The sequence below is a fragment of the Stenotrophomonas sp. SBJS02 genome, assembly GCF_020428325.2.
Lineage (GTDB): Bacteria > Pseudomonadota > Gammaproteobacteria > Xanthomonadales > Xanthomonadaceae > Stenotrophomonas > Stenotrophomonas africana.
Map to the genome: position 1 here is coordinate 272,722 of NZ_CP109812.1, position 17,455 is coordinate 290,176.

Genomic DNA, 17,455 nt, shown 5'->3' on the forward strand with positions numbered 1-17,455 from the left:
GGTGGGTCCGGTTGCGGGGGTGTCCGCGGCATGGATGCCGCGGCCAAGCCCCCAAGGACGGGTTTACGGCGTCCCCCGCAACCGGATCCACCCCGTCATTCCACGGAATGCCAGCTTTTGCCGTTGCTGTTGCTTCGGCCTCGGCAGGTGCAGGGCGCAGCCCTGCAAAACCCCCTACCTCCCCGGCAACTGCGCGAACGCGCGCTGCATGCAGTCCTCGCGCGGGCACACCCGGCAACCCGGCCCGATCGACACCGAGTTGCCCGGGCTCTGCACGTCCAGCCCCAGCGAATACACCAGGCGTTCGGCATGCTGCAGGTCGCAGCCCAGCGCCACCGCGAAGGTCTTGCGGGGCTGGCCATGGCCCACCGGGCCACTGCTGACCTGACGCGCCAGCCAGAAATGGCGGCGGCCATCGGGCATGCGCGCGGTCTGGGTAAGGATGCGGCCGGGCTGGTTGAACGCCTCGTAGACGATCCACAGCGGGCACGATCCACCCACCTGCGAGAAGTGGAAGTCGGTGGCCGAATGACGCTTGGACACGTTGCCGGCGCGGTCCACGCGGATGAAGAAGAACGGCAGCCCGGGCGCACTGCGCCGCGCCAGCGTGCTCAGCCGATGGCAGACCGCTTCGAAGCCGACGCCGAACTGATGCGCCAGCAGCTCGATGTCGTAGCTGCTGCCTTCGGCCGCCCGAAGGAAACGCATATACGGCATCACCAGTGCGCCGGCGAAATAGTTCGACAGGCCGATACGCGCCTGCGCGATGCGTGCCTCATCGGTGAAGCCGGCACGCGCCACCACCGCATCGATCTGCGGCAGGTAACCGTGCAGGGCCAGCTCGGCGGCCATCTGGAACGCCTGCTGGCCCGGCTCCAGGTAGTCCGGCAGCCACAACCGGCGCGTGCCCGCGTCGTACTGGCGTTTCTCGCGCCCGGCCTGCAGCGCGGCCACTTCCACCAGCACGCCATGGCGGTCGGCCAACAGCTGGCGCAGGCGCGGCGCCACGTGCCCGGGCGACAGCCCCCACTCGGCGAACAGGCGCTCGGCCAGCTCATCCAGCTCGGGAATGTGGTTGTGCATGCGGTTGAAGAACTCACGCACCTGGTCACCGGCGGGCAGGATGCTGCCGGCGCCGGGTTCACCCAGCTGGAACTCCAGGGCGGCGGCATGCTCACGCAGCGCCAGGTGGCGGCGGTGCAGGTCCAGCAACGCGCGGCTGACCTGCGGCAGGTTGCCGGCCAGGGCGCGCAGCTCGGTCGCGCTGACATCGGCCAGGCCGAGGTCGCGCAGAGTCTCGCCCAATGACTCCTGCAGCGCGGCGGGCTCATCTTCGTCGAACAGTGCGGAAACATCGCCCAATACCTCGCCCAGCTTCTTCTGCACGGCCGGGGTGAGCGGGCGCTTGTTGCGCTCGATCTGGTTCAGGTAGCTGGCCGATAGGCCCAAGGCGCGGGCCAGGTCCACCTGGCTGTAGCCACGCTGCTCGCGCAGCCGCAGCAGGCGCAGGCCAAGTTGCCGCTGTGTGGCTGAATAATTCACAGAATTAACATGAATCGTCTGGCGTGTTGGCCAGATTAAGCGGATTCAGCCCGGAAATCGAGGTGGGTGCTGTGAATAATGCCAAGCATCTTTCGCACCCCGTGGGATTTGTCGTCATGACTGTTGCAGCGCCCCGTATCCGCATGCTGATCGATGGCCAGTTCGTTGAATCGGCCACTTCCCACTGGCAGGACGTGATCAATCCGGCCACCCAGGACGTGCTGGCCAAGGTGCCGTTCGCCACCACCGGCGAAGTGGACGCCGCCGTCGCCGCCGCCAAGGAAGCCTTCAAGACCTGGCGCAAGACCCCCATCGGTACCCGCGCGCGCATCTTCCTGAAGTACCAGCAGCTGATCCGCGAGAACATGAGCGAGCTGGCCCACATCCTCACCGCCGAACAGGGCAAGACCCTGCCGGACGCCGAAGGCGATGTATTCCGCGGCCTGGAAGTGGTCGAGCACGCCGCCGCCATCGGCAACCTGCAGCTGGGCGAGCTGGCCAACAACGTGGCCAATGGCGTGGATACCTACACGATCATGCAGCCGCTGGGCGTGTGCGCCGGCATCACCCCCTTCAACTTCCCGGCGATGATCCCGCTGTGGATGTTCCCGATGGCCATTGCCACCGGCAACACCTTCATCCTCAAGCCGTCCGAGCAGGACCCGATGGTCACCATGCGCCTGGTCGAGCTGGCGCTGGAAGCGGGCATTCCGAAGGGCGTGCTGAACGTCGTCCACGGTGGCGAGGAAGTGGTCAACGCGATCTGCGACCACCCGGACATCAAGGCCGTGTCGTTCGTCGGTTCCACCCGCGTCGGCACCCATGTCTACAACCGCGCCTCGCTGGCCGGCAAGCGCGTGCAGTGCATGATGGGCGCCAAGAACCACGCCGTGGTGCTGCCGGACGCCAACAAGGAACAGACCCTCAACGCGATGGTCGGCGCCGCCTTCGGTGCGGCCGGCCAGCGCTGCATGGCCGCCTCCACCCTGGTGCTGGTCGGTGAAGCGCGCAACTGGGTGCAGGACCTGGTGACCAAGGCCCAGACCCTGAAGGTCAGCGCCGGCACCGTGTCCGGCACCGACGTCGGCCCGGTCATTTCCTGCAGCGCCCGCGAGCGCGTGGAAGGCCTGATCGCCTCGGGCGTGGAGCAGGGCGCCAAGCTGGTACTGGATGGCCGCAAGCCGCAGGTGGATGGCTTCGAGAAGGGCAACTTCGTCGGCCCGACCATCTTTGCCGGTGTCACCACCGACATGCGCATCTACCAGGAAGAAATCTTCGGGCCGGTGCTGGTCATCCTCGAAGCGGAAACGCTGGAAGACGCCATCGCGATGGTCAACAGCAACCCGAACGGCAATGGCACCGCCCTGTTCACCCAGTCCGGCGCGGCCGCACGCAAGTTCCAGGAAGACATCGACGTCGGCCAGGTCGGCATCAACGTGCCGATCCCGGTGCCGGTGCCGCTGTTCTCGTTCACCGGCTCGCGCGCGTCCAAGCTGGGCGACCTGGGTCCGTACGGCAAGCAGGTGGTGCTGTTCTACACCCAGACCAAGACGGTCACCGCGCGCTGGTTCGATGACGAAACGCTGAGCCATGGCGTCAACACCACGATCAGCCTGAAGTAACGGCAGGAGCAGCCATGAGCCACTCGATGACGACGGAACTGGAAGAAGCACAGCAGGCGTACCGCGAGGCGGCGCGCGACTTCGCACAGGCCGAACTGGCGCCGCACGCCGCGCGATGGGATGCGGAGGGCATCTTTCCGCGCGAGGCGATCGCCAAGGCCGGTGAACTGGGCTTCTGCGGTCTGTACATGGACCCGGAGGTGGGCGGCAGCGGCCTGAGCCGACTGGACGCCGCCGTCGTCATCGAGGAGCTCGCCAACGTCGATCCGTCGACCGCGGCCTACATCAGCATTCACAACATGGCCTCGTGGATGGTGTCCACGTGGGGCCAGCCGGCGCTGCGCGATGCGTGGGGCACCGATCTGTCCTCGGGCAACAAGCTGGCCTCGTACTGCCTGACCGAACCGGGTGCCGGTTCCGACGCGGCGTCGCTGAAGACCACGGCCGTGCGCGATGGCGACTTCTATGTGCTGAACGGTTCCAAGGCCTTCATCTCCGGCGCCGGTGCCACCGAGCTGCTGGTGGTGATGGCGCGTACCGGCGGTGCCGGTGCCGGCGGTGTCAGCGCGATTGCGGTGCCGTCGGACCTGCCGGGCATCAGCTTCGGCCGCAAGGAAGAAAAGATGGGCTGGAACAGCCAGCCCACCCGCGGCATCACCTTCGAGAACGTCCGCGTGCCGGTCAGCCACCTTCTGGGAGAGGAAGGCGGCGGCTTCAAGCTGGCGATGAAGGGGCTCGATGGCGGCCGCATCAACATCGCCGCCTGCTCGCTGGGCGCCGCGCAGGGTGCGCTGGATGCCGCGCGCCGCTACATGGGCGAGCGCCGCCAGTTCGGCAAGGCGTTGGCCGAATTCCAGGCGCTGCAGTTCAAGCTGGCCGACATGGTCACCCAGCTGGTCGCCGCACGGCAGATGGTGCACACCGCCGCGCGCAAGCTCGATGCCGGTGCCAGCGACGCCAACGTGTGGTGCGCGATGGCCAAGCGCTTCGCCACTGATGCCGGTTTCAACGTCTGCAACGAGGCGCTGCAGATCCACGGTGGCTACGGCTACATCCGCGAATACCCGATCGAGCGCCTGCTGCGTGACTGCCGCGTGCATCAGATCCTGGAAGGCACCAACGAGATCATGCGGGTGATCGTTGCCCGTCACCTGCTCAACACCGAAGAGGAACTGCGATGAAGGATTGGCGTACCCAGGAGCACGTGGGCCTGAAGCTGGAGGTCGATGGCCACACCGCCGTGGTCACCCTGAACAACCCGCCGGCGCACACCTGGACCGTGCACAGTCTGTCGGCGCTGCGCGACCTGGTCGGCGCGCTCAATGCAGACCGCGACATCTACGCGCTGGTGATCACCGGTGACGGCGAGAAGTTCTTCTCCGCCGGTGCCGACCTCAACCAGTTCGCCTCCGGTGACAAGGCCGCTGCACGTGAAGCCGCGCGCCGTTTCGGTGAAGCCTTCGAAGCGCTGTCCGGTTTCCGTGGTGTGTCGATCGCCGCGATCAACGGCTACGCCATGGGCGGTGGCCTGGAATGTGCACTGGCCTGCGACCTGCGCATCATCGAAGACCACGCCCAGGTCGCGCTGCCGGAGGCCACCGTCGGCCTGTTGCCGTGCGCCGGTGGCACCCAGAACCTGCCGCGCCTGGTCGGCGAGGGCTGGGCCAAGCGCATGATCCTGCTGGGCGAGCGCATCAATGCCGAGACCGCACTGCGCATTGGCCTGGCCGAAGAAAAGGTCGGCAAGGGCGAATCCAAGGCACTGGCCCTGGAATGGGCGAAGAAGGCCGGCAAGCAGAGCCCGACCAGCATCGCCGCCTGCAAGACCCTGGTGCAGTCCACCCGCACCGGCACCCACGCCTCGGCGCTGGTGGCCGAGCGCGAAGCCTTCGTCGACCTGTTCGATACCGCTGATCAGGTCGAGGGCGTGACCGCCTTCCTGGAAAAGCGCGCCGCGCAGTGGAAGAACGCATGAGTATCGACACCGCTGCCGACGACGCACCGGTGTTGTTCGAAGAGCGCGTGGCCGGCAACGGCACGCGCATCGGCATCGCCACGCTCAACGCGCCGCGCACGCTCAATGGTTTCTCGCTGCCGATGGCGCACCTGTTGCTAAAGCAGCTGAATGCCTGGGCCGATGACGACGGCATCGCCATGGTGGTGCTGCAGGGTGCCGGTGAGAAGGCGTTCTGCGCCGGCGGCGACCTGCACAGCCTGTACAAGAGCATGGTTGCCTTCCGCGAGGTCGGCCGCAGCGACATCCGCGAGAACGACTACGCCGCCGAGTTCTTCGACGTCGAGTACCGCGTCGATTACCTCATCCACACCTACGCCAAGCCGATCCTGTGCTGGGGCCATGGCATCGTGATGGGCGGTGGCATCGGCCTGATGTCCGGCGCCAGCCACCGCGTGGTCAGCGAGCGCTCCAAGCTGGCCTTCCCGGAAATCACTGTTGGCCTGTTCCCCGATGTCGGTGGCAGCTGGCTCCTGCCGCGCGTGCCGGGCAAGGGCGGCCTGTTCCTGGCCCTGACCGGCGCACTGCTCAATCCAGGCGATGCCATCTACGCCGGCTTGGCCGATGTGCACGTGGCTGAAGAACGCCGCAGCGCGGTGTTCGATGCGCTGCTGCAGGTGGCCTGGTCCAGTGATGCCGCACACAACCACGAACGCCTGACCCATCTGCTGCAGTCGCATGCCAGTGATGCTGCGACCGGTCCGCTGCTGGCCAATGCAGCGCAGGTCGAGGTGCTCTGCGAAGGCGATGACCTGCAGACCATCGTGGCGCGCATTGCCGGTCTGCAGACCGACGATGCCTGGTTGCAGGCGGCACAGAAGACCCTCGCCGCCGGTGCACCGGGTTCGGCACGGCTGTCGTACGAGCTGCAGCGCCGCAGTGCCGGCCAGGACCTGGCCGCGATCTATCGCCTGGAATACATCGTCGCCCTGCATTGCGCCGCCCACGGTGATTTCGCCGAAGGCATCCGCGCGCTGCTGATCGACAAGGACCGCAATCCGCAGTGGAACCCGGCCACCCTGGCCGAGGCCACCGCCGCGTGGGCCGACACCTTCTTCGCTTCCCCCTGGGCCGATGCCGCACACCCGCTGGCCGACCTGGGCACTCCCCTTGTTGAAAGGAGCCTTGCATGAGCCGCATTGCATTCATCGGGTTGGGCAACATGGGTGGCCCGATGGCCGCCAATCTGGTCAAGAACGGCCATACCGTGCGCGTGTTCGATCTTGTCCCGGCCGCGGTGCAGGCCGCCGTCGATGCCGGCGCGAGCGCTGCGTCGTCGGCACACGACACCCTGGCCGATGCCGAAGTGGTGATCTCGATGCTGCCGGCCAGCCGCCACGTCGAGGGTGTGTACCTGGGCGATGACGGCATTCTCGCCGCGATTCCGGCCGGTGCACTGGTCATCGACTGCAGCACGATCGCACCGGCCAGTGCCCGCAAGGTCTCGGAAGCGGCCGCCGCGCGTGGCCTGCAGATGATCGACGCGCCGGTATCGGGCGGTACCGCCGGTGCCCAGGCCGGCACCCTGACCTTCATCGTCGGTGGCGAAGAGGACGCGCTGGAACGCGCCCGCCCGGTGCTGCAGGCAATGGGCAAGAACATCTTCCATGTCGGCGCCAGCGGTGCCGGCCAGGTCGCCAAGCTGTGCAACAACATGGCGCTGGGCGTGATCATGGCGGTGACCGGCGAAGCCATCGCCCTCGGCGTGGCGCACGGGCTGGACCCGAAGGTGCTGTCGCAGATGATGGCGGTCAGCACCGGCCGCAGCTGGGCCACCGAAGTGTGCAACCCGTGGCCGGGTGTGCTGGAAAACGCCCCGGCCTCGCGCGGCTACAGCGGCGGCTTCGGCAGCGATCTGATGCTGAAGGACATGGGCCTGGCGGTGGAAGCGGCGATGAGCGTCGGCGCCTCGATCCCGCTGGGCGAAGTGGCCCGCAACCTGTACTCGATGAACCACCAGGCCGGCCGCGGCAAGCTGGATTTCTCCAGCGTCGTGCAGCTCATCACGAGCGAGAAATAAGGCTTGGGTAGGTAGAGCCGAGCCCATGCTCGGCTGCTTTTCCGCCGGATGTTCCAGCGCCGGACGGATCAGCCGAGCATGGGCTCGGCTCTACAGAAGCAAATGCGTCCCCGGCGCGCGCCGGGGCCCACCCGAGGTGGGATGGGCGGATGCCCGGTTTCGACCGGCATCGGCCCATTTTTTGCCCTGCACGCGGGTAGTGCCGGCCGCTGGCCGGCATCACCGCATCAGGCAACGATCAGCGTCACGTCGATGTTGCCGCGGGTGGCATTCGAGTACGGGCACACGATGTGCGCCTTCTGCACCAGCTCTTCGACCTGCTCGCGCGGCACGCCCGGCACGTTGATGGTCAGCTCGGCCTCGATGCCGAAGCCGGTCGGGATCTGGCCGATGCCGACCTTGCCGGTCACGGTGGTGTCGGCCGGCAGCGCGACCTTGGCCTGGCCGGCCACGAACTTCAGCGCGCCCAGGAAGCAGGCCGAGTAGCCGGCTGCGAACAGCTGTTCCGGGTTGGTGCCCGGGCCGCCGGCGCCGCCCAGCTCGCGCGGGGTCGACAGCTGGATGTCCAGCACGTTGTCGGAGGAGACGGAACGGCCTTCACGGCCGCCGGTGGAGGTGGCCTGGGCGGTGTACAGAACCTTTTCGATGGACATCGGGATGCTCCTGGTCGGTGGGTGGGTGTTTCGTTGGAGCCTACTTTGCCCGGTTTCCGCGTACGTTGGGTTGCAAGGCGTACGAAAAACTTGATCGATCGTCCTGCGGGCCTAGATCGTCCACTCGCGGTCGGTGGTGAACATGATGGTCAGCCAGCGGTCCGGCGAGGCCTCGCCCAGCGCATCGCCGATCTCGTCGCGCAGCTGGTCCCATTCCACCAGCGGCCGCGGCGGGTCGTCCTCGCGGACCACGAAGAACAGCTCGATCTGCTCGCCACGGCCCACCTGGGCCACGTAGCTGCGGTGCTCGACGAAGCCATGCTTGGCCACGATCGCGCGTGCCACGGCATCCACGTGCGCCTGCAGCTCCGGCGGGGTGACCAGCAGGATGCCGGCCAGCGCCCGGCGCACGGTGCCGAGCGGGGCAATCATCACCAGCACGCAGACGAAGGCGAGGATGGCCGGGTCGATGTACGGCCCGACCCATGCCCACGAGGTGCCCTGTACCAGCACGCCGCCGAGGAAGGCGACCATGTAGCAGGCCGACATGCTGGCTGCGATCACCCAGTTCTTGGCATCCAGCGCGATGAATTCCGAGCCGATACGGCGGTTGGCGCGCAGCACGAACCAGCCCAGCGCGCTCTCGGCCACCAGTGACAGGCCGGCGAAGATGATCGCCGGGCCCAGCGCGATGTGGCGGCCACCGGACATCAGCGCATCCACCGCATTGACCAGCGCATACAGTGCCGCGCCGATCATCAGCGTGCCGCTCACGCCCAGCACGATCGGCTCCAGGTGCCAGAAGCCCATGGTGAAGCGCTGGTTGAGCCGCGACTGCAGTGCATCGGTCTGCGTGGACAGCGCGATCAACCGGGCCACCAGCAGCGACAGCCAGGTCATCACCACGTCGATCAGGCCGTAGATGCCATCGAAGATGATCAGCGAGGAATTGGCCAGCAGGCCAAACACCACCGCCGCAGCGGCCAGCAGCAGTGCACCGGCGATCGACAGGCGCAGCACGCCCTGTTCGGTGGCGGGGTCGAAGAAATGCGGGTGGTCGGTGGCCATGGCCCGATTGTAGAGCGACGGCATGCTCCGCTGTCTTCTGCTGTCCGGCATCGTCGCAGAACGTCGAGGACATCGCCGAGACGCCCAGCGAGCGTGACCGCGAATGCGTCGTCCAGGGCGTGGCCAACATGGTCATCGAATTTCTCGGCCGCATGCTGGATATGCAGCGCGACGATGCCGGTGACACGCAGGTCTACCGCGTGCATGGGCAGGTGTTCTTTGCCTCGGCCGGCCATCAATCTGTACCTTCGGCGCCACGTGCTGGTAGTCGAAGTGCCGGGCAATGCCCGGCGGATGTAGCGGTCGCGGTCAGGCCTTGCCGGCCTGCACGGTCAGATGCACCCCAAGCGCCGACAGCACACGTTGCACGGTATCGAAGCGTGGGTGTGCTCCGGGGCGCAGCGCCTTGTACAGGCTTTCGCGTCCCAGGCCGGAGACCTCGGCAACGCCGCCCATGCCGCGGGCGCGCGCCACTGTTCCGAGTGCCTCCTGGAAGTGGCCCGCGTCACCTGCTGCCAACGCCTCGCTTAGATAGGCGGCGATTGCGACGTCATCATCCAGATAGTCTGCGGGATCGAAGGGAATCGTCTTCAGCTTGCTCATGGGGAGAGTCCTGGGAACGGCATGGAATCAAATGGTGGCTACAGCAGCTCCGCGAGCCTGACCGCTTTTTCGATATCGCGACGCTGGCTCGACTTGTCGCCACCGTGCAGGAGCACGACGATGGATCTCCCACGACGTGTGAAATACACGCGATATCCCGGCCCATGGTTGATTCGCAGTTCGCTTACGCCATGACCCACTGATCGGACATCTCCCTCGAGACCGCGGGCGACGCGCTGCAGGCGCTCCACGATCACGCCGCGGGCCCTGCTGTCGTTGAGTCCACGCAGCCATCGCGTGAATGTCTCTGTTGCCTGGAGAATCGCCATTCATCCATCGTATCCATAAGGATACATGGTTCAATCGGCATCCGCGACGCTCATCGACGCACCGTGCTCGACCCCACGGGTCTGCCTCAGGCCGACCAGTGGGGCGGGCGCGAGTGACGACAGCAGGCCCATGGGCCTGCATTCCTCACGCCATCATGGCCCGCGGGCCGTGCTGCTGGGTCTGCTGGTCGATCTTCTGCTGCTCGCGCTGCTGATCGCTCACCTGCAACGCCCGCTCGCTGTTCTCCTGCACGCTCTGGCGCATCGCGTCAGCGGTCGATACCGGCGCGGTATTGCGGTTCAACGCGCTTTCGTCGTGCAGCGCATTGGCCTGCACCGCGCGCGCCATCGAGCCATCCTGGTTCAGCTCAACGCGATCAACCCGGTACAGGCCGGCACGCGCAGCTTCCACGGTGAGGGCAGCGGCCAGCTTCTCGCTGTGCTCGCCGGAGGGCAGGCCACGCGCTTCCTCGGCGAACTTCACCTGCACCAGGGTCTCGGTGTACAGCCAGTTCTGCGGGCTGCGCGGGTCGGACATCGGGTACACCGTCTCGCGCGCAGGCTCGGCCGCTGCCTGCTGTTCCGGGGTGTTGCCCTGTGCCTGCGCACGCTGCTGCACTTCATTGGCCAGCGCCTGGCGGGTTTCCGCATCGGCAATGCCGGTCGCAGGCAGGCCATGCTGCTGCTGGAAAGCGTTGATCGCATGGCGGCTGCCACCGCCCAGATAGCCATCGCTGCCGATGGCCTGGCCCTTGGCGTCGGTCAGCCCTAGCGCGGCCAGGTTGCCCTGGAGTTCGCGCGCGTCGCGGTCGATCGCGGCCAGCGTGGCTGGCCCGGCCTTGCCGTCCACCGGGTCCAGATTGTGCGCGCGCTGGAAGTCTTCCACCGCCTTGCGTGTGGTGGCATCGAAGCGCCGGTCCGGATTCAGTGTCTGCTGGCCGTCAGCACTGGCATAGCCCAGCGTGACCAGGTTGCTTTCCAGCTTCAGCACGTCACGGCCGCTGGACCCTTCCTTCAACGTCTGCGAACCGGCCTGCTGGCGCGGTGCGCCGATCTGGTCCAGCGCCACCTTGATGTCCGCATCGTTGTGCTCACCGGCGGGCGAGTAGTCGCGGCTGCTGACCTTGGCGTGGGCACGGTCCATCGCCTCTTTGTTGCTGGCGTAGGCGTCTTCGTAGCGCACGGCGATGTCGCCGGCCTTGGGCGCGTCGAAGTACTGGTACGTCTCGCGGATCTGCCCGGCCTTCGCGCGCAGCGCCTCGTAGTCACCGCCTTCTTCCAGCACCTTCTGCAGCTTGGGCAGTTGGCTGGGCAACTGGTTGGCGGTCTTGGCGATCAGGCTGATCGCTTCGAACCGGTTCTCCTCAGCGATGTTGCTGCCATGCGTGTCCACCATCGTCATGCCGATCCGGGTGGCGTTGCGCACCTGCGGGTAGTCGATGTTGGCGTGGATCCACTGCTTGCCCTCGGCCGAACCGGCCCAGGCATTGATGCTGTCGCGCGTGTGGGTGTCGATGAACTGGATCGAGCTGCGCCCGCTGAGCCCATTGCCGTGGCTGAGCAGGTCGCGGCGCAGGTCGGCATGGTCCTGGGTGAAGGGCAGGTTGTGCGCCTTGGCGTAGGCGCTGGCCTGATCGATCACCGCGTCGACATAGGTCGTCTCGCCCGGCTTCAGGGCATGGCCGTCGATGGCACCCAGCGCCCATTCGCCACGCTGGCCGAAGTCGACCTGGATCGCGCCCAGGCTGTAACCGCTGTTCTGCGCGACCTTGTTCACCGTACCCCAGTGCGGTTCGGTCACGCCCCGTGTGATGCCGGCGATGGCCAGGTGGTAGGAGGCGGGGCCACCTTCGGTGCCTCGGCCGACGGCGAAATACACCGCGCCGGAGGTGGCGTCGAGATCGTGGGTATCGATGTTGGTTGGCATGTCTTACATCCTTGTTCAGTCAGAGGGTCCGCCCCTCCTGGGTCAGTCCAGCAGCTGGAGATACTTCTGCAGCTGGTCGGCACGCGCGCTCAGGCGCATCACATCGTTCAGCTCGCCCTGCAGGTTGCCCGGCTGCGAATCGTCGTACAGCGCGGTATCCAGTTCGCCATCGCGACTGCGCGACTGCAGCCACGCGCGCTGGGCATTGACCAGCTTGGTCTTCTTCGCGCCACTCAGCTTTGCCTGCAGCTGACGGTACGCCTGGTTCAGGCGCTGGTCCTGACGGGCGCTTTCCGAGGTCAGGCAGGCGGCCTGCTCGACAGCACCCTGCGCCTTGTCCCGGCAGGTGGTGAAGGTCGGGCTCAGCCCGCTGGCAGCCGGTGCTGCGGTTGCCGTGCCGACGGCCAGGGCGGCAATCGCCAGCGCGGCGGCGAGGGTCCTGCTCATGCGCTTGTGCTGCATCATCTGCTCCACACGTCCAATCCATTGCGAGCGCTGGACTATAGCGGCGTCACTATTTCGTCGTCGTCAACGATTCACGACAAATGTGACCGGTTGCCCTCTAGGCCGGACTTCAGCGGCGGCATCGGTGCAACATGAATCCAGTCAGGTACCGGGGCGGAAGGCTGCCTTAGGATGGCCCGCGTGATGGGGACCGATGGACGGCCCCGCTTGGGCCGGCACCCGCCGGCTGCACGCCAGGGAGACGCACGTGAGTGAAGCAATGGCACCCCGCAAGGGCAATGTAACGAAGCACGCTGGCCGCCGGCACTGGGTGGCGCTGGGTCTGTGTGCGGTACTGGCCGCCTGCCAGGCCCCTTCTTCCCCCGCATCGGCCGAATCCACCGCCGCTGCGTCAGCGCCGGCCGCGCTGGCGCCGGCAGGCGGCGCGCCCACCGGTTACCCCGACAGCTCCTACAGCGAAGGCCGCCTGCGGCCCGCTTACGGGTGGTGCGTGGATGGCGTGGAAGACGCAGGCAAGCTGCAGGCCTGCGGCGAGGATGAACTGGCCTACCAGCAGGCGCGCCTGCAGGAGGGCACCGCCAAGGCGGTGGCCGGACTCGACGCGGCTGCCACATCTGCATTCCGCGCCGGCGAGGCGGCCTGGCGCAGCGATACCGACCGTCATTGCGTCGCAGCGGCCGATGCCGGCGTGGATGCGCTGCAGAGGGCGCAGGAATGCCGCCTGTTCCGCGTTGCCAATCGTGCCGATGCGTTGCTGGTACAGAGCGCTCCTCCCGACACCTCCCATGCGAAGGCGCCGTTGCGCGATGAATACACCCGCTGCGTGCAGGACGCCCGCGGCATGGACGACCAGCTTGAAGCGTGCGACGCCGCCGAGTTTGCCTATCAGAAGCAGCAGCTGGAGGCGCAGGTAGCGCGTCTGATGGCGAGCCCGGACAGTCCGGCCAAGGACCGCTGGATGGACGAGCAGGCCAACTGGGTTGAAGACACCGACAAGCGCTGCGCGCCTGCCAGTGACCATGTGGGGGCGATGCTGGATGCACAGTCGTGCCGCATCAACCGGTACGCCAACCGCGCCATCGAACTGCAGGGGCGCGTGCTGGCCCGCTGAGCCAGCGCTGTCCGCGCCCGGTCACTCTCCAAGGACAAGGAACTGAGCCATGCCTACCCATATCGATACCCGCAATCTTGATGCCACCGCCGGTGCAGTGTTCTTCGCCGTCGGCCGCGGCACCGAAGGCGGTGGGTCGTCGTACCATCTCTCCATTGCCGGCGTCACCAAGGGCCTGCATGAGCCGAAGTGGGGCACCGTCGGCGCGGTGGCCGAGAACAGCGGCTATTCGCTGGGCACCATCCAGGTCGACTTCGGCCAGCGCGGTACGTGGCCGCTGGGCGCGACAGAGCGCCGCACGCTGAAGCCGGGCGAGAAGACCTACGTCGATGCCGTGATCGACCAGGCCAGTGCCTATGCCAGCGCACACGGCTTGCCGTTCACCCACGATCGCGCCGATCTGCGTGCGGACCTGCTGAGCCATGGGGATGGACGGGAGAAACGGCCGTCCATCCGTTTCATCGATGCGCCCACCCGCGACAGCATCAATGCCTGGGCCGGCTCGCCGGAAGGCAAGCAGTGGATCCACACGCACATCGACTACCCGCAGGTACGCAACGCGACGCACATTGCGATGAACATGCTGGAAAAGCATGGCAGCGGCATTGCCGAAGACAAGCGCTTCGAGGCCATCGCGTTGATTGCCAAGACGGCCAACCAGCTGCCGGGTCGGCTGGATGATCTGGAAGCTGTGCTCAAGCGCGGCGGTGATTACCAGGACCTGCGTGACCAGGCCGCCGCGATCCGCCACAGCAGGAAGTTCTATGCCGGGCTGACCGCCGCCGACGTCGCTGCCGGGTATGAAGACGCCTACGCCAGCAACAAAGAGGCGATGGACCGGGCGCATCTGAAGGTGGGGCGCCGCGATTTCGCACCTGCCACCGAAGGCAGTGACCCGGACATCCGGGTGGCGCTGCAACAGGCGCGAGCGCATGGACACGGTGGCGGTGGTCCGCAGGTGCTGAAGGAAGGCTCCAGTGGCCGCGCGGTGGAAAAGCTGGAGCACAACCTGCACGCGCTGGGTTATGGCGGGACGGGGGCGCAGGCCATCCATCCCGACCGCCAGTTCGATGCCACCACCCGGCAGGCCGTCGAGGCCTTTCAGCGTGACCATGGCCTGACCCCGGTGGATGGCAAGGCCGGGCCGGCCACATTGAGCGCGATCGACCGCGAAGCACGCGCGCTGCAGGCTGACATGGCGGCACTGGGGCTGACCGATGCGCGGGGCAAGCTGATTACCCCCGACGGTTACCTGGGGGCGGGGAGCCAGCACGCCATCAATACCTTCCAGCAGCAGCACCATCTGCCGGCCACCGGCATGGCCGACGCATCCACGCGCCGCGCGATCGATGCCGAAGCCGCACAGCATCGCCCTGCAACGCCATCACCGGCTGCACCCGCTGCACCCGCAGCGGCACCTGCGCCCGAGCGCCGCAGCGGACCTGCCGCCGCTGCACCCGGCGGCGAGCGCATCACGGTGGTGGAGCCCTACGGCAATGGCGGCAGCAACCGCACCCTGCGTCACGGCATCAGTGGTGAAGAGGCGTTCCGCGAACTGAAGATCCACCACCCCAACACCAACGCGGCCGCCGTGCGCGCGGGCGACGCCAGCAGGGTCGACCGTACCGCCGAAAAGGTCGAGGGCGAGCTGGAGGCGGTGCGCAGGCGCGAAGACCGCAACGGCATTCCGCTGGTGCAGAAGGACCTGATCCTGACCGATCGGTCAGGCGGGCGCAGCCTGATGGTTCCCAGTCCGGTGGCCGGCTACGTCAAGCTCAACGACGACGACACCAATTCCATCAGCATCTACAGCCATCCGGTCGGCGATGCGCGTCGCGAGCTGGTGGGCCAGGTGCTGCACGGCGCGCGCGGGTCCATTCCGTACAAGACCGGGGATTTCGTCGAGTACGGCGCACCTTTGGTGCGGCAGTCGGATGTTGGGTCGCCGGGCGCGATACACGCGCACATCGAAGTCGAGCCGGACCAGTATCGGCGCTATCTGGGGGACATTCTCAACGACCGCATCACTCTGGGCGGCAAGGTGCAGGCACAGGGCCCTGAAGCCGCGCAGGCCGCACGCGACGCGCAGCAGGCACCGATGGCCGATGGCATGCTGGTGAAGGGCGAGCGCGGTGACGAGGTCAAGGCCCTGCAGGGCAAGCTGGCGGCGCTGGGCTATACCGCCGCCGACGGCACCGCGCTGGGCACCGATGGCATCTTCGGCAAGGACACGCTGGCGGCGCTGAAGCAGTTCCAGGCCAACAACGGCCTGGACGATGACGGCAAGGCGGGCCGTCTCACCCTGGCCCGCCTGGCAGATCCGGCCGCGCTGAAGGCCGGTGCGCAGACCGCCGCCGTCCCGGTACACACCGAACCGGCCGCGCCGCCAGCACCTGCAGCACCGGCCAGCATGCGCGACCCCGGGCATGCCGAAAACCCGCGTTTCGCCCAGGCACTGGAGAAGCTGCAGGGGTTGGAACAGCAGCGCGCGCAGGCGGGGCTGTCCCCCTTGTTCGCCAACCCGCAGGAAGCCGAGCGTGCGGCCGGCCAGCTGGCCTACGAGAGCAAGGTGGCCGGCATGCGCCAGATCGACCATGTGGTGGCACGCCCGGATGGCACCGGCCTGTTCGCGGTGCAGGGCACGCCGGGTGATCCGGCGGCGCAGCGCATCTTCGTCGATCGCCAGCAGGCGGTCTCGCAGTCGGTCGAGGCCAGTACCCGGCAGAGCGCGGAACTGGAGACCCAGTTCAACGCGCAGGCGCAGGACGCGCAGCAGGAACAGGTGAAGGGGCGCGTGCAGTAGGGCGGGCCGCGGCGTTCCCCGCAGGGCGGGTGCACCGGCTCCCGGGGGGCGCCCGCCGCCATTCAGCCGGCCGGTGTAAACTATTGATCTCACTGGCAATGCCAGTCTCCACGATCAATACCCCGATGACGTCCGCCACCGCCCGTTACGCCGATTCCCTGCGCCTGTCCGTTGCCCCGATGATGGATTGGACGGATCGCCATTGCCGCGTGTTCCATCGCGTGCTGGCGCCGGGCGCACGCCTGTACACGGAAATGGTGCACGCCAATGCGGTCATCCACGGCGACCGCGAGCGCCTGCTCGGCTTCGATTCCAGCGAACAGCCGCTGGCGCTGCAGCTCGGTGGCAGCGATCCGGCGCTGCTGGCACAGGCCGCGCGCATCGCCGCCGAGTGGGGTTACGACGAGGTCAACCTCAACTGCGGCTGCCCGTCCGACCGCGTGCAGGCTGGCCGTTTCGGCGCCTGCCTGATGCGCGAGCCGGTGCTGGTGGCCGAGTGCGTGGCGGCCATGGTCGATGCGGTGGATATCCCGGTGACGGTGAAGTGCCGCCTGGGCGTGGACGAGGACAACGACTACGACGTGTTTGCCGCCTTCGTCGACCGCCAGGTTGTCGCCGGTGCGGCAATGGTGGTAGTGCACGCGCGCAACGCGTGGCTGAAGGGCCTTTCGCCGAAGGAGAACCGCGAGGTTCCGCCGCTGAAGTACGACTGGGCCTACCGCCTCAAGCAGGAGCGTCCGGCGCTGCCGGTGGTGATCAACGGTGGCCTGGCCAGCATCGAAGCGGTACAGGCGCAGGCTGCGCACGTCGATGGCGTGATGCTGGGCCGCGCGGCCTACCACGACCCCTACCTGCTGCATCAGCTGGAGGCGCTGCACACCGGCGCCCCGCTGCAGGCCCGTGGTGACCTGCTGCGCGCGCTGCGCCCCTACATCGAGGCGCGTCTGGGCGAAGGCCTGGCGCTGAAGCACATCACCCGCCACCTGCTCGGCCTGTTCCACGGCCAGCCCGGCGGCCGCGCATTCCGTCAGGTGCTGAGCGAGGGCGCACACCGCCCGGGCGCCGACTGGAGCCTGGTCGAACAGGCCCTGGCGGTCACCGAACGCGAAGCTGATCGCGCCGCAGCGTGACCGCAGTCACATTCCTGACTTGACAAGCAGCGGCGATTCGTCCCGAATGTTCACTTAGCTGAACAACCCGGACGTTGGACCGGAAAAGTTCAGACCGGATTCACTGCCCCAAACCAAGAATTTGCAAAGGATTTGTAAAACACCGGGCCCCGAACCCGGCACCCGGAT

General features: G+C 67.2%; 15 protein-coding genes. 8 read left to right on the forward strand and 7 right to left on the reverse strand.

All coding sequences use genetic code 11. The features are described 5' to 3' along the window. Positions 1-174: 174 nt before the first annotated feature. Positions 175-1,542, reverse strand: coding sequence for a helix-turn-helix domain-containing protein (locus FQS62_RS01220; protein ID WP_226053676.1), 1,368 nt, complete (start codon positions 1,540-1,542; stop codon positions 175-177). Positions 1,543-1,658: 116 nt separating this feature from the next. On the opposite strand from FQS62_RS01220, the gene FQS62_RS01225 reads away from it, so the two are divergent. The 5 genes from FQS62_RS01225 to mmsB are packed head-to-tail and all read left to right on the forward strand — an operon-like array spanning position 1,659 to position 7,198. Next, on the forward strand, positions 1,659-3,164 hold the full coding sequence (locus FQS62_RS01225) for a CoA-acylating methylmalonate-semialdehyde dehydrogenase (RefSeq protein ID WP_049448187.1): 1,506 nt from the start codon (positions 1,659-1,661) through the stop codon (positions 3,162-3,164). A gap of 14 nt (positions 3,165-3,178) precedes the next feature. Further along, positions 3,179-4,345 carry an acyl-CoA dehydrogenase family protein gene (locus FQS62_RS01230; RefSeq protein ID WP_032954680.1) on the forward strand — a complete coding sequence of 389 codons (1,167 nt, stop codon included), beginning with the start codon at positions 3,179-3,181 and terminating at the stop codon, positions 4,343-4,345. Continuing rightward, positions 4,342-5,139: an enoyl-CoA hydratase gene (locus FQS62_RS01235; RefSeq protein ID WP_049448190.1), complete on the forward strand. Its 798-nt coding sequence runs from the start codon at positions 4,342-4,344 to the stop codon at positions 5,137-5,139. Before FQS62_RS01230 ends, FQS62_RS01235 begins: the two co-directional genes overlap by 4 nt. Beyond that, the gene (locus FQS62_RS01240) at positions 5,136-6,311 is read left to right on the forward strand and encodes an enoyl-CoA hydratase/isomerase family protein (RefSeq protein WP_208043726.1); all 1,176 of its coding nucleotides are present in this window, start codon (positions 5,136-5,138) and stop codon (positions 6,309-6,311) included. Before FQS62_RS01235 ends, FQS62_RS01240 begins: the two co-directional genes overlap by 4 nt. Continuing rightward, positions 6,308-7,198: a 3-hydroxyisobutyrate dehydrogenase gene (gene mmsB / locus FQS62_RS01245; protein ID WP_208043727.1), complete on the forward strand. Its 891-nt coding sequence runs from the start codon at positions 6,308-6,310 to the stop codon at positions 7,196-7,198. Before FQS62_RS01240 ends, mmsB begins: the two co-directional genes overlap by 4 nt. Before the next feature lie 227 nt (positions 7,199-7,425). Here mmsB and FQS62_RS01250 read toward each other — a convergent pair whose 3' ends face one another. The 6 genes from FQS62_RS01250 to FQS62_RS01275 all read right to left on the reverse strand — a co-directional run bounded on the left by FQS62_RS01250 (position 7,426) and on the right by FQS62_RS01275 (position 12,225). After that, a complete protein-coding gene (locus FQS62_RS01250) occupies positions 7,426-7,851 on the reverse strand; it encodes an organic hydroperoxide resistance protein (protein ID WP_004153735.1) in 426 nt (141 codons plus the stop codon). A gap of 111 nt (positions 7,852-7,962) precedes the next feature. Continuing rightward, on the reverse strand, positions 7,963-8,943 hold the full coding sequence (locus FQS62_RS01255; RefSeq protein ID WP_208043547.1) for a cation diffusion facilitator family transporter: 981 nt from the start codon (positions 8,941-8,943) through the stop codon (positions 7,963-7,965). 285 nt (positions 8,944-9,228) lie between these two features. Continuing rightward, entirely contained in the window at positions 9,229-9,522 is a 294-nt protein-coding gene (locus FQS62_RS01260) for an addiction module antidote protein (protein ID WP_226053677.1), read from the reverse strand. Between the two features lie 38 nt (positions 9,523-9,560). Further along, positions 9,561-9,851 carry a type II toxin-antitoxin system RelE/ParE family toxin gene (locus tag FQS62_RS01265; protein WP_049431373.1) on the reverse strand — a complete coding sequence of 97 codons (291 nt, stop codon included), beginning with the start codon at positions 9,849-9,851 and terminating at the stop codon, positions 9,561-9,563. A 145-nt stretch (positions 9,852-9,996) separates the two neighbouring features. Then, complete coding sequence (locus FQS62_RS01270; protein WP_208043546.1) at positions 9,997-11,778, reverse strand: peptidoglycan-binding domain-containing protein; 1,782 nt, start codon at positions 11,776-11,778, stop codon at positions 9,997-9,999. A gap of 42 nt (positions 11,779-11,820) precedes the next feature. Continuing rightward, positions 11,821-12,225, reverse strand: coding sequence for a lysozyme inhibitor LprI family protein (locus tag FQS62_RS01275; RefSeq protein WP_226053678.1), 405 nt, complete (start codon positions 12,223-12,225; stop codon positions 11,821-11,823). 265 nt (positions 12,226-12,490) lie between these two features. Here FQS62_RS01275 and FQS62_RS01280 point away from each other — a divergent pair, with 265 nt between their 5' ends. From FQS62_RS01280 to dusA, 3 genes are all read left to right on the forward strand, one after another. Continuing rightward, positions 12,491-13,354 (forward strand): lysozyme inhibitor LprI family protein, encoded by an 864-nt coding sequence (locus FQS62_RS01280; protein WP_157804554.1) that lies wholly within the window; start codon positions 12,491-12,493, stop codon positions 13,352-13,354. A 49-nt stretch (positions 13,355-13,403) separates the two neighbouring features. Beyond that, positions 13,404-16,157 (forward strand): peptidoglycan-binding domain-containing protein, encoded by a 2,754-nt coding sequence (locus FQS62_RS01285; RefSeq protein WP_208043545.1) that lies wholly within the window; start codon positions 13,404-13,406, stop codon positions 16,155-16,157. A gap of 98 nt (positions 16,158-16,255) precedes the next feature. Continuing rightward, the gene (gene dusA, locus FQS62_RS01290; RefSeq protein WP_208043544.1) at positions 16,256-17,287 is read left to right on the forward strand and encodes a tRNA dihydrouridine(20/20a) synthase DusA; all 1,032 of its coding nucleotides are present in this window, start codon (positions 16,256-16,258) and stop codon (positions 17,285-17,287) included. Positions 17,288-17,455 lie beyond the last annotated feature (168 nt).

What these genes read in the sequence shown, in the direction of transcription:
- FQS62_RS01225 (WP_049448187.1), top strand. Translation starts at nt 1,659, where the DNA reads ATGACTGTTGCAGCGCCCCGTATCCGCATGCTGATCGATGGCCAGTTC.
- FQS62_RS01240 (WP_208043726.1), top strand. Translation starts at nt 5,136, where the DNA reads ATGAGTATCGACACCGCTGCCGACGACGCACCGGTGTTGTTCGAAGAG.
- FQS62_RS01255 (WP_208043547.1), bottom strand. Translation starts at nt 8,943, where the DNA reads ATGCCGTCGCTCTACAATCGGGCCATGGCCACCGACCACCCGCATTTC.
- FQS62_RS01230 (WP_032954680.1), top strand. Translation starts at nt 3,179, where the DNA reads ATGAGCCACTCGATGACGACGGAACTGGAAGAAGCACAGCAGGCGTAC.
- mmsB (WP_208043727.1), top strand. Translation starts at nt 6,308, where the DNA reads ATGAGCCGCATTGCATTCATCGGGTTGGGCAACATGGGTGGCCCGATG.
- FQS62_RS01265 (WP_049431373.1), bottom strand. Translation starts at nt 9,851, where the DNA reads ATGGCGATTCTCCAGGCAACAGAGACATTCACGCGATGGCTGCGTGGA.
- FQS62_RS01235 (WP_049448190.1), top strand. Translation starts at nt 4,342, where the DNA reads ATGAAGGATTGGCGTACCCAGGAGCACGTGGGCCTGAAGCTGGAGGTC.
- FQS62_RS01270 (WP_208043546.1), bottom strand. Translation starts at nt 11,778, where the DNA reads ATGCCAACCAACATCGATACCCACGATCTCGACGCCACCTCCGGCGCG.
- dusA (WP_208043544.1), top strand. Translation starts at nt 16,256, where the DNA reads ATGCCAGTCTCCACGATCAATACCCCGATGACGTCCGCCACCGCCCGT.
- FQS62_RS01285 (WP_208043545.1), top strand. Translation starts at nt 13,404, where the DNA reads ATGCCTACCCATATCGATACCCGCAATCTTGATGCCACCGCCGGTGCA.
- FQS62_RS01275 (WP_226053678.1), bottom strand. Translation starts at nt 12,225, where the DNA reads ATGAGCAGGACCCTCGCCGCCGCGCTGGCGATTGCCGCCCTGGCCGTC.
- FQS62_RS01260 (WP_226053677.1), bottom strand. Translation starts at nt 9,522, where the DNA reads ATGAGCAAGCTGAAGACGATTCCCTTCGATCCCGCAGACTATCTGGAT.
- FQS62_RS01250 (WP_004153735.1), bottom strand. Translation starts at nt 7,851, where the DNA reads ATGTCCATCGAAAAGGTTCTGTACACCGCCCAGGCCACCTCCACCGGC.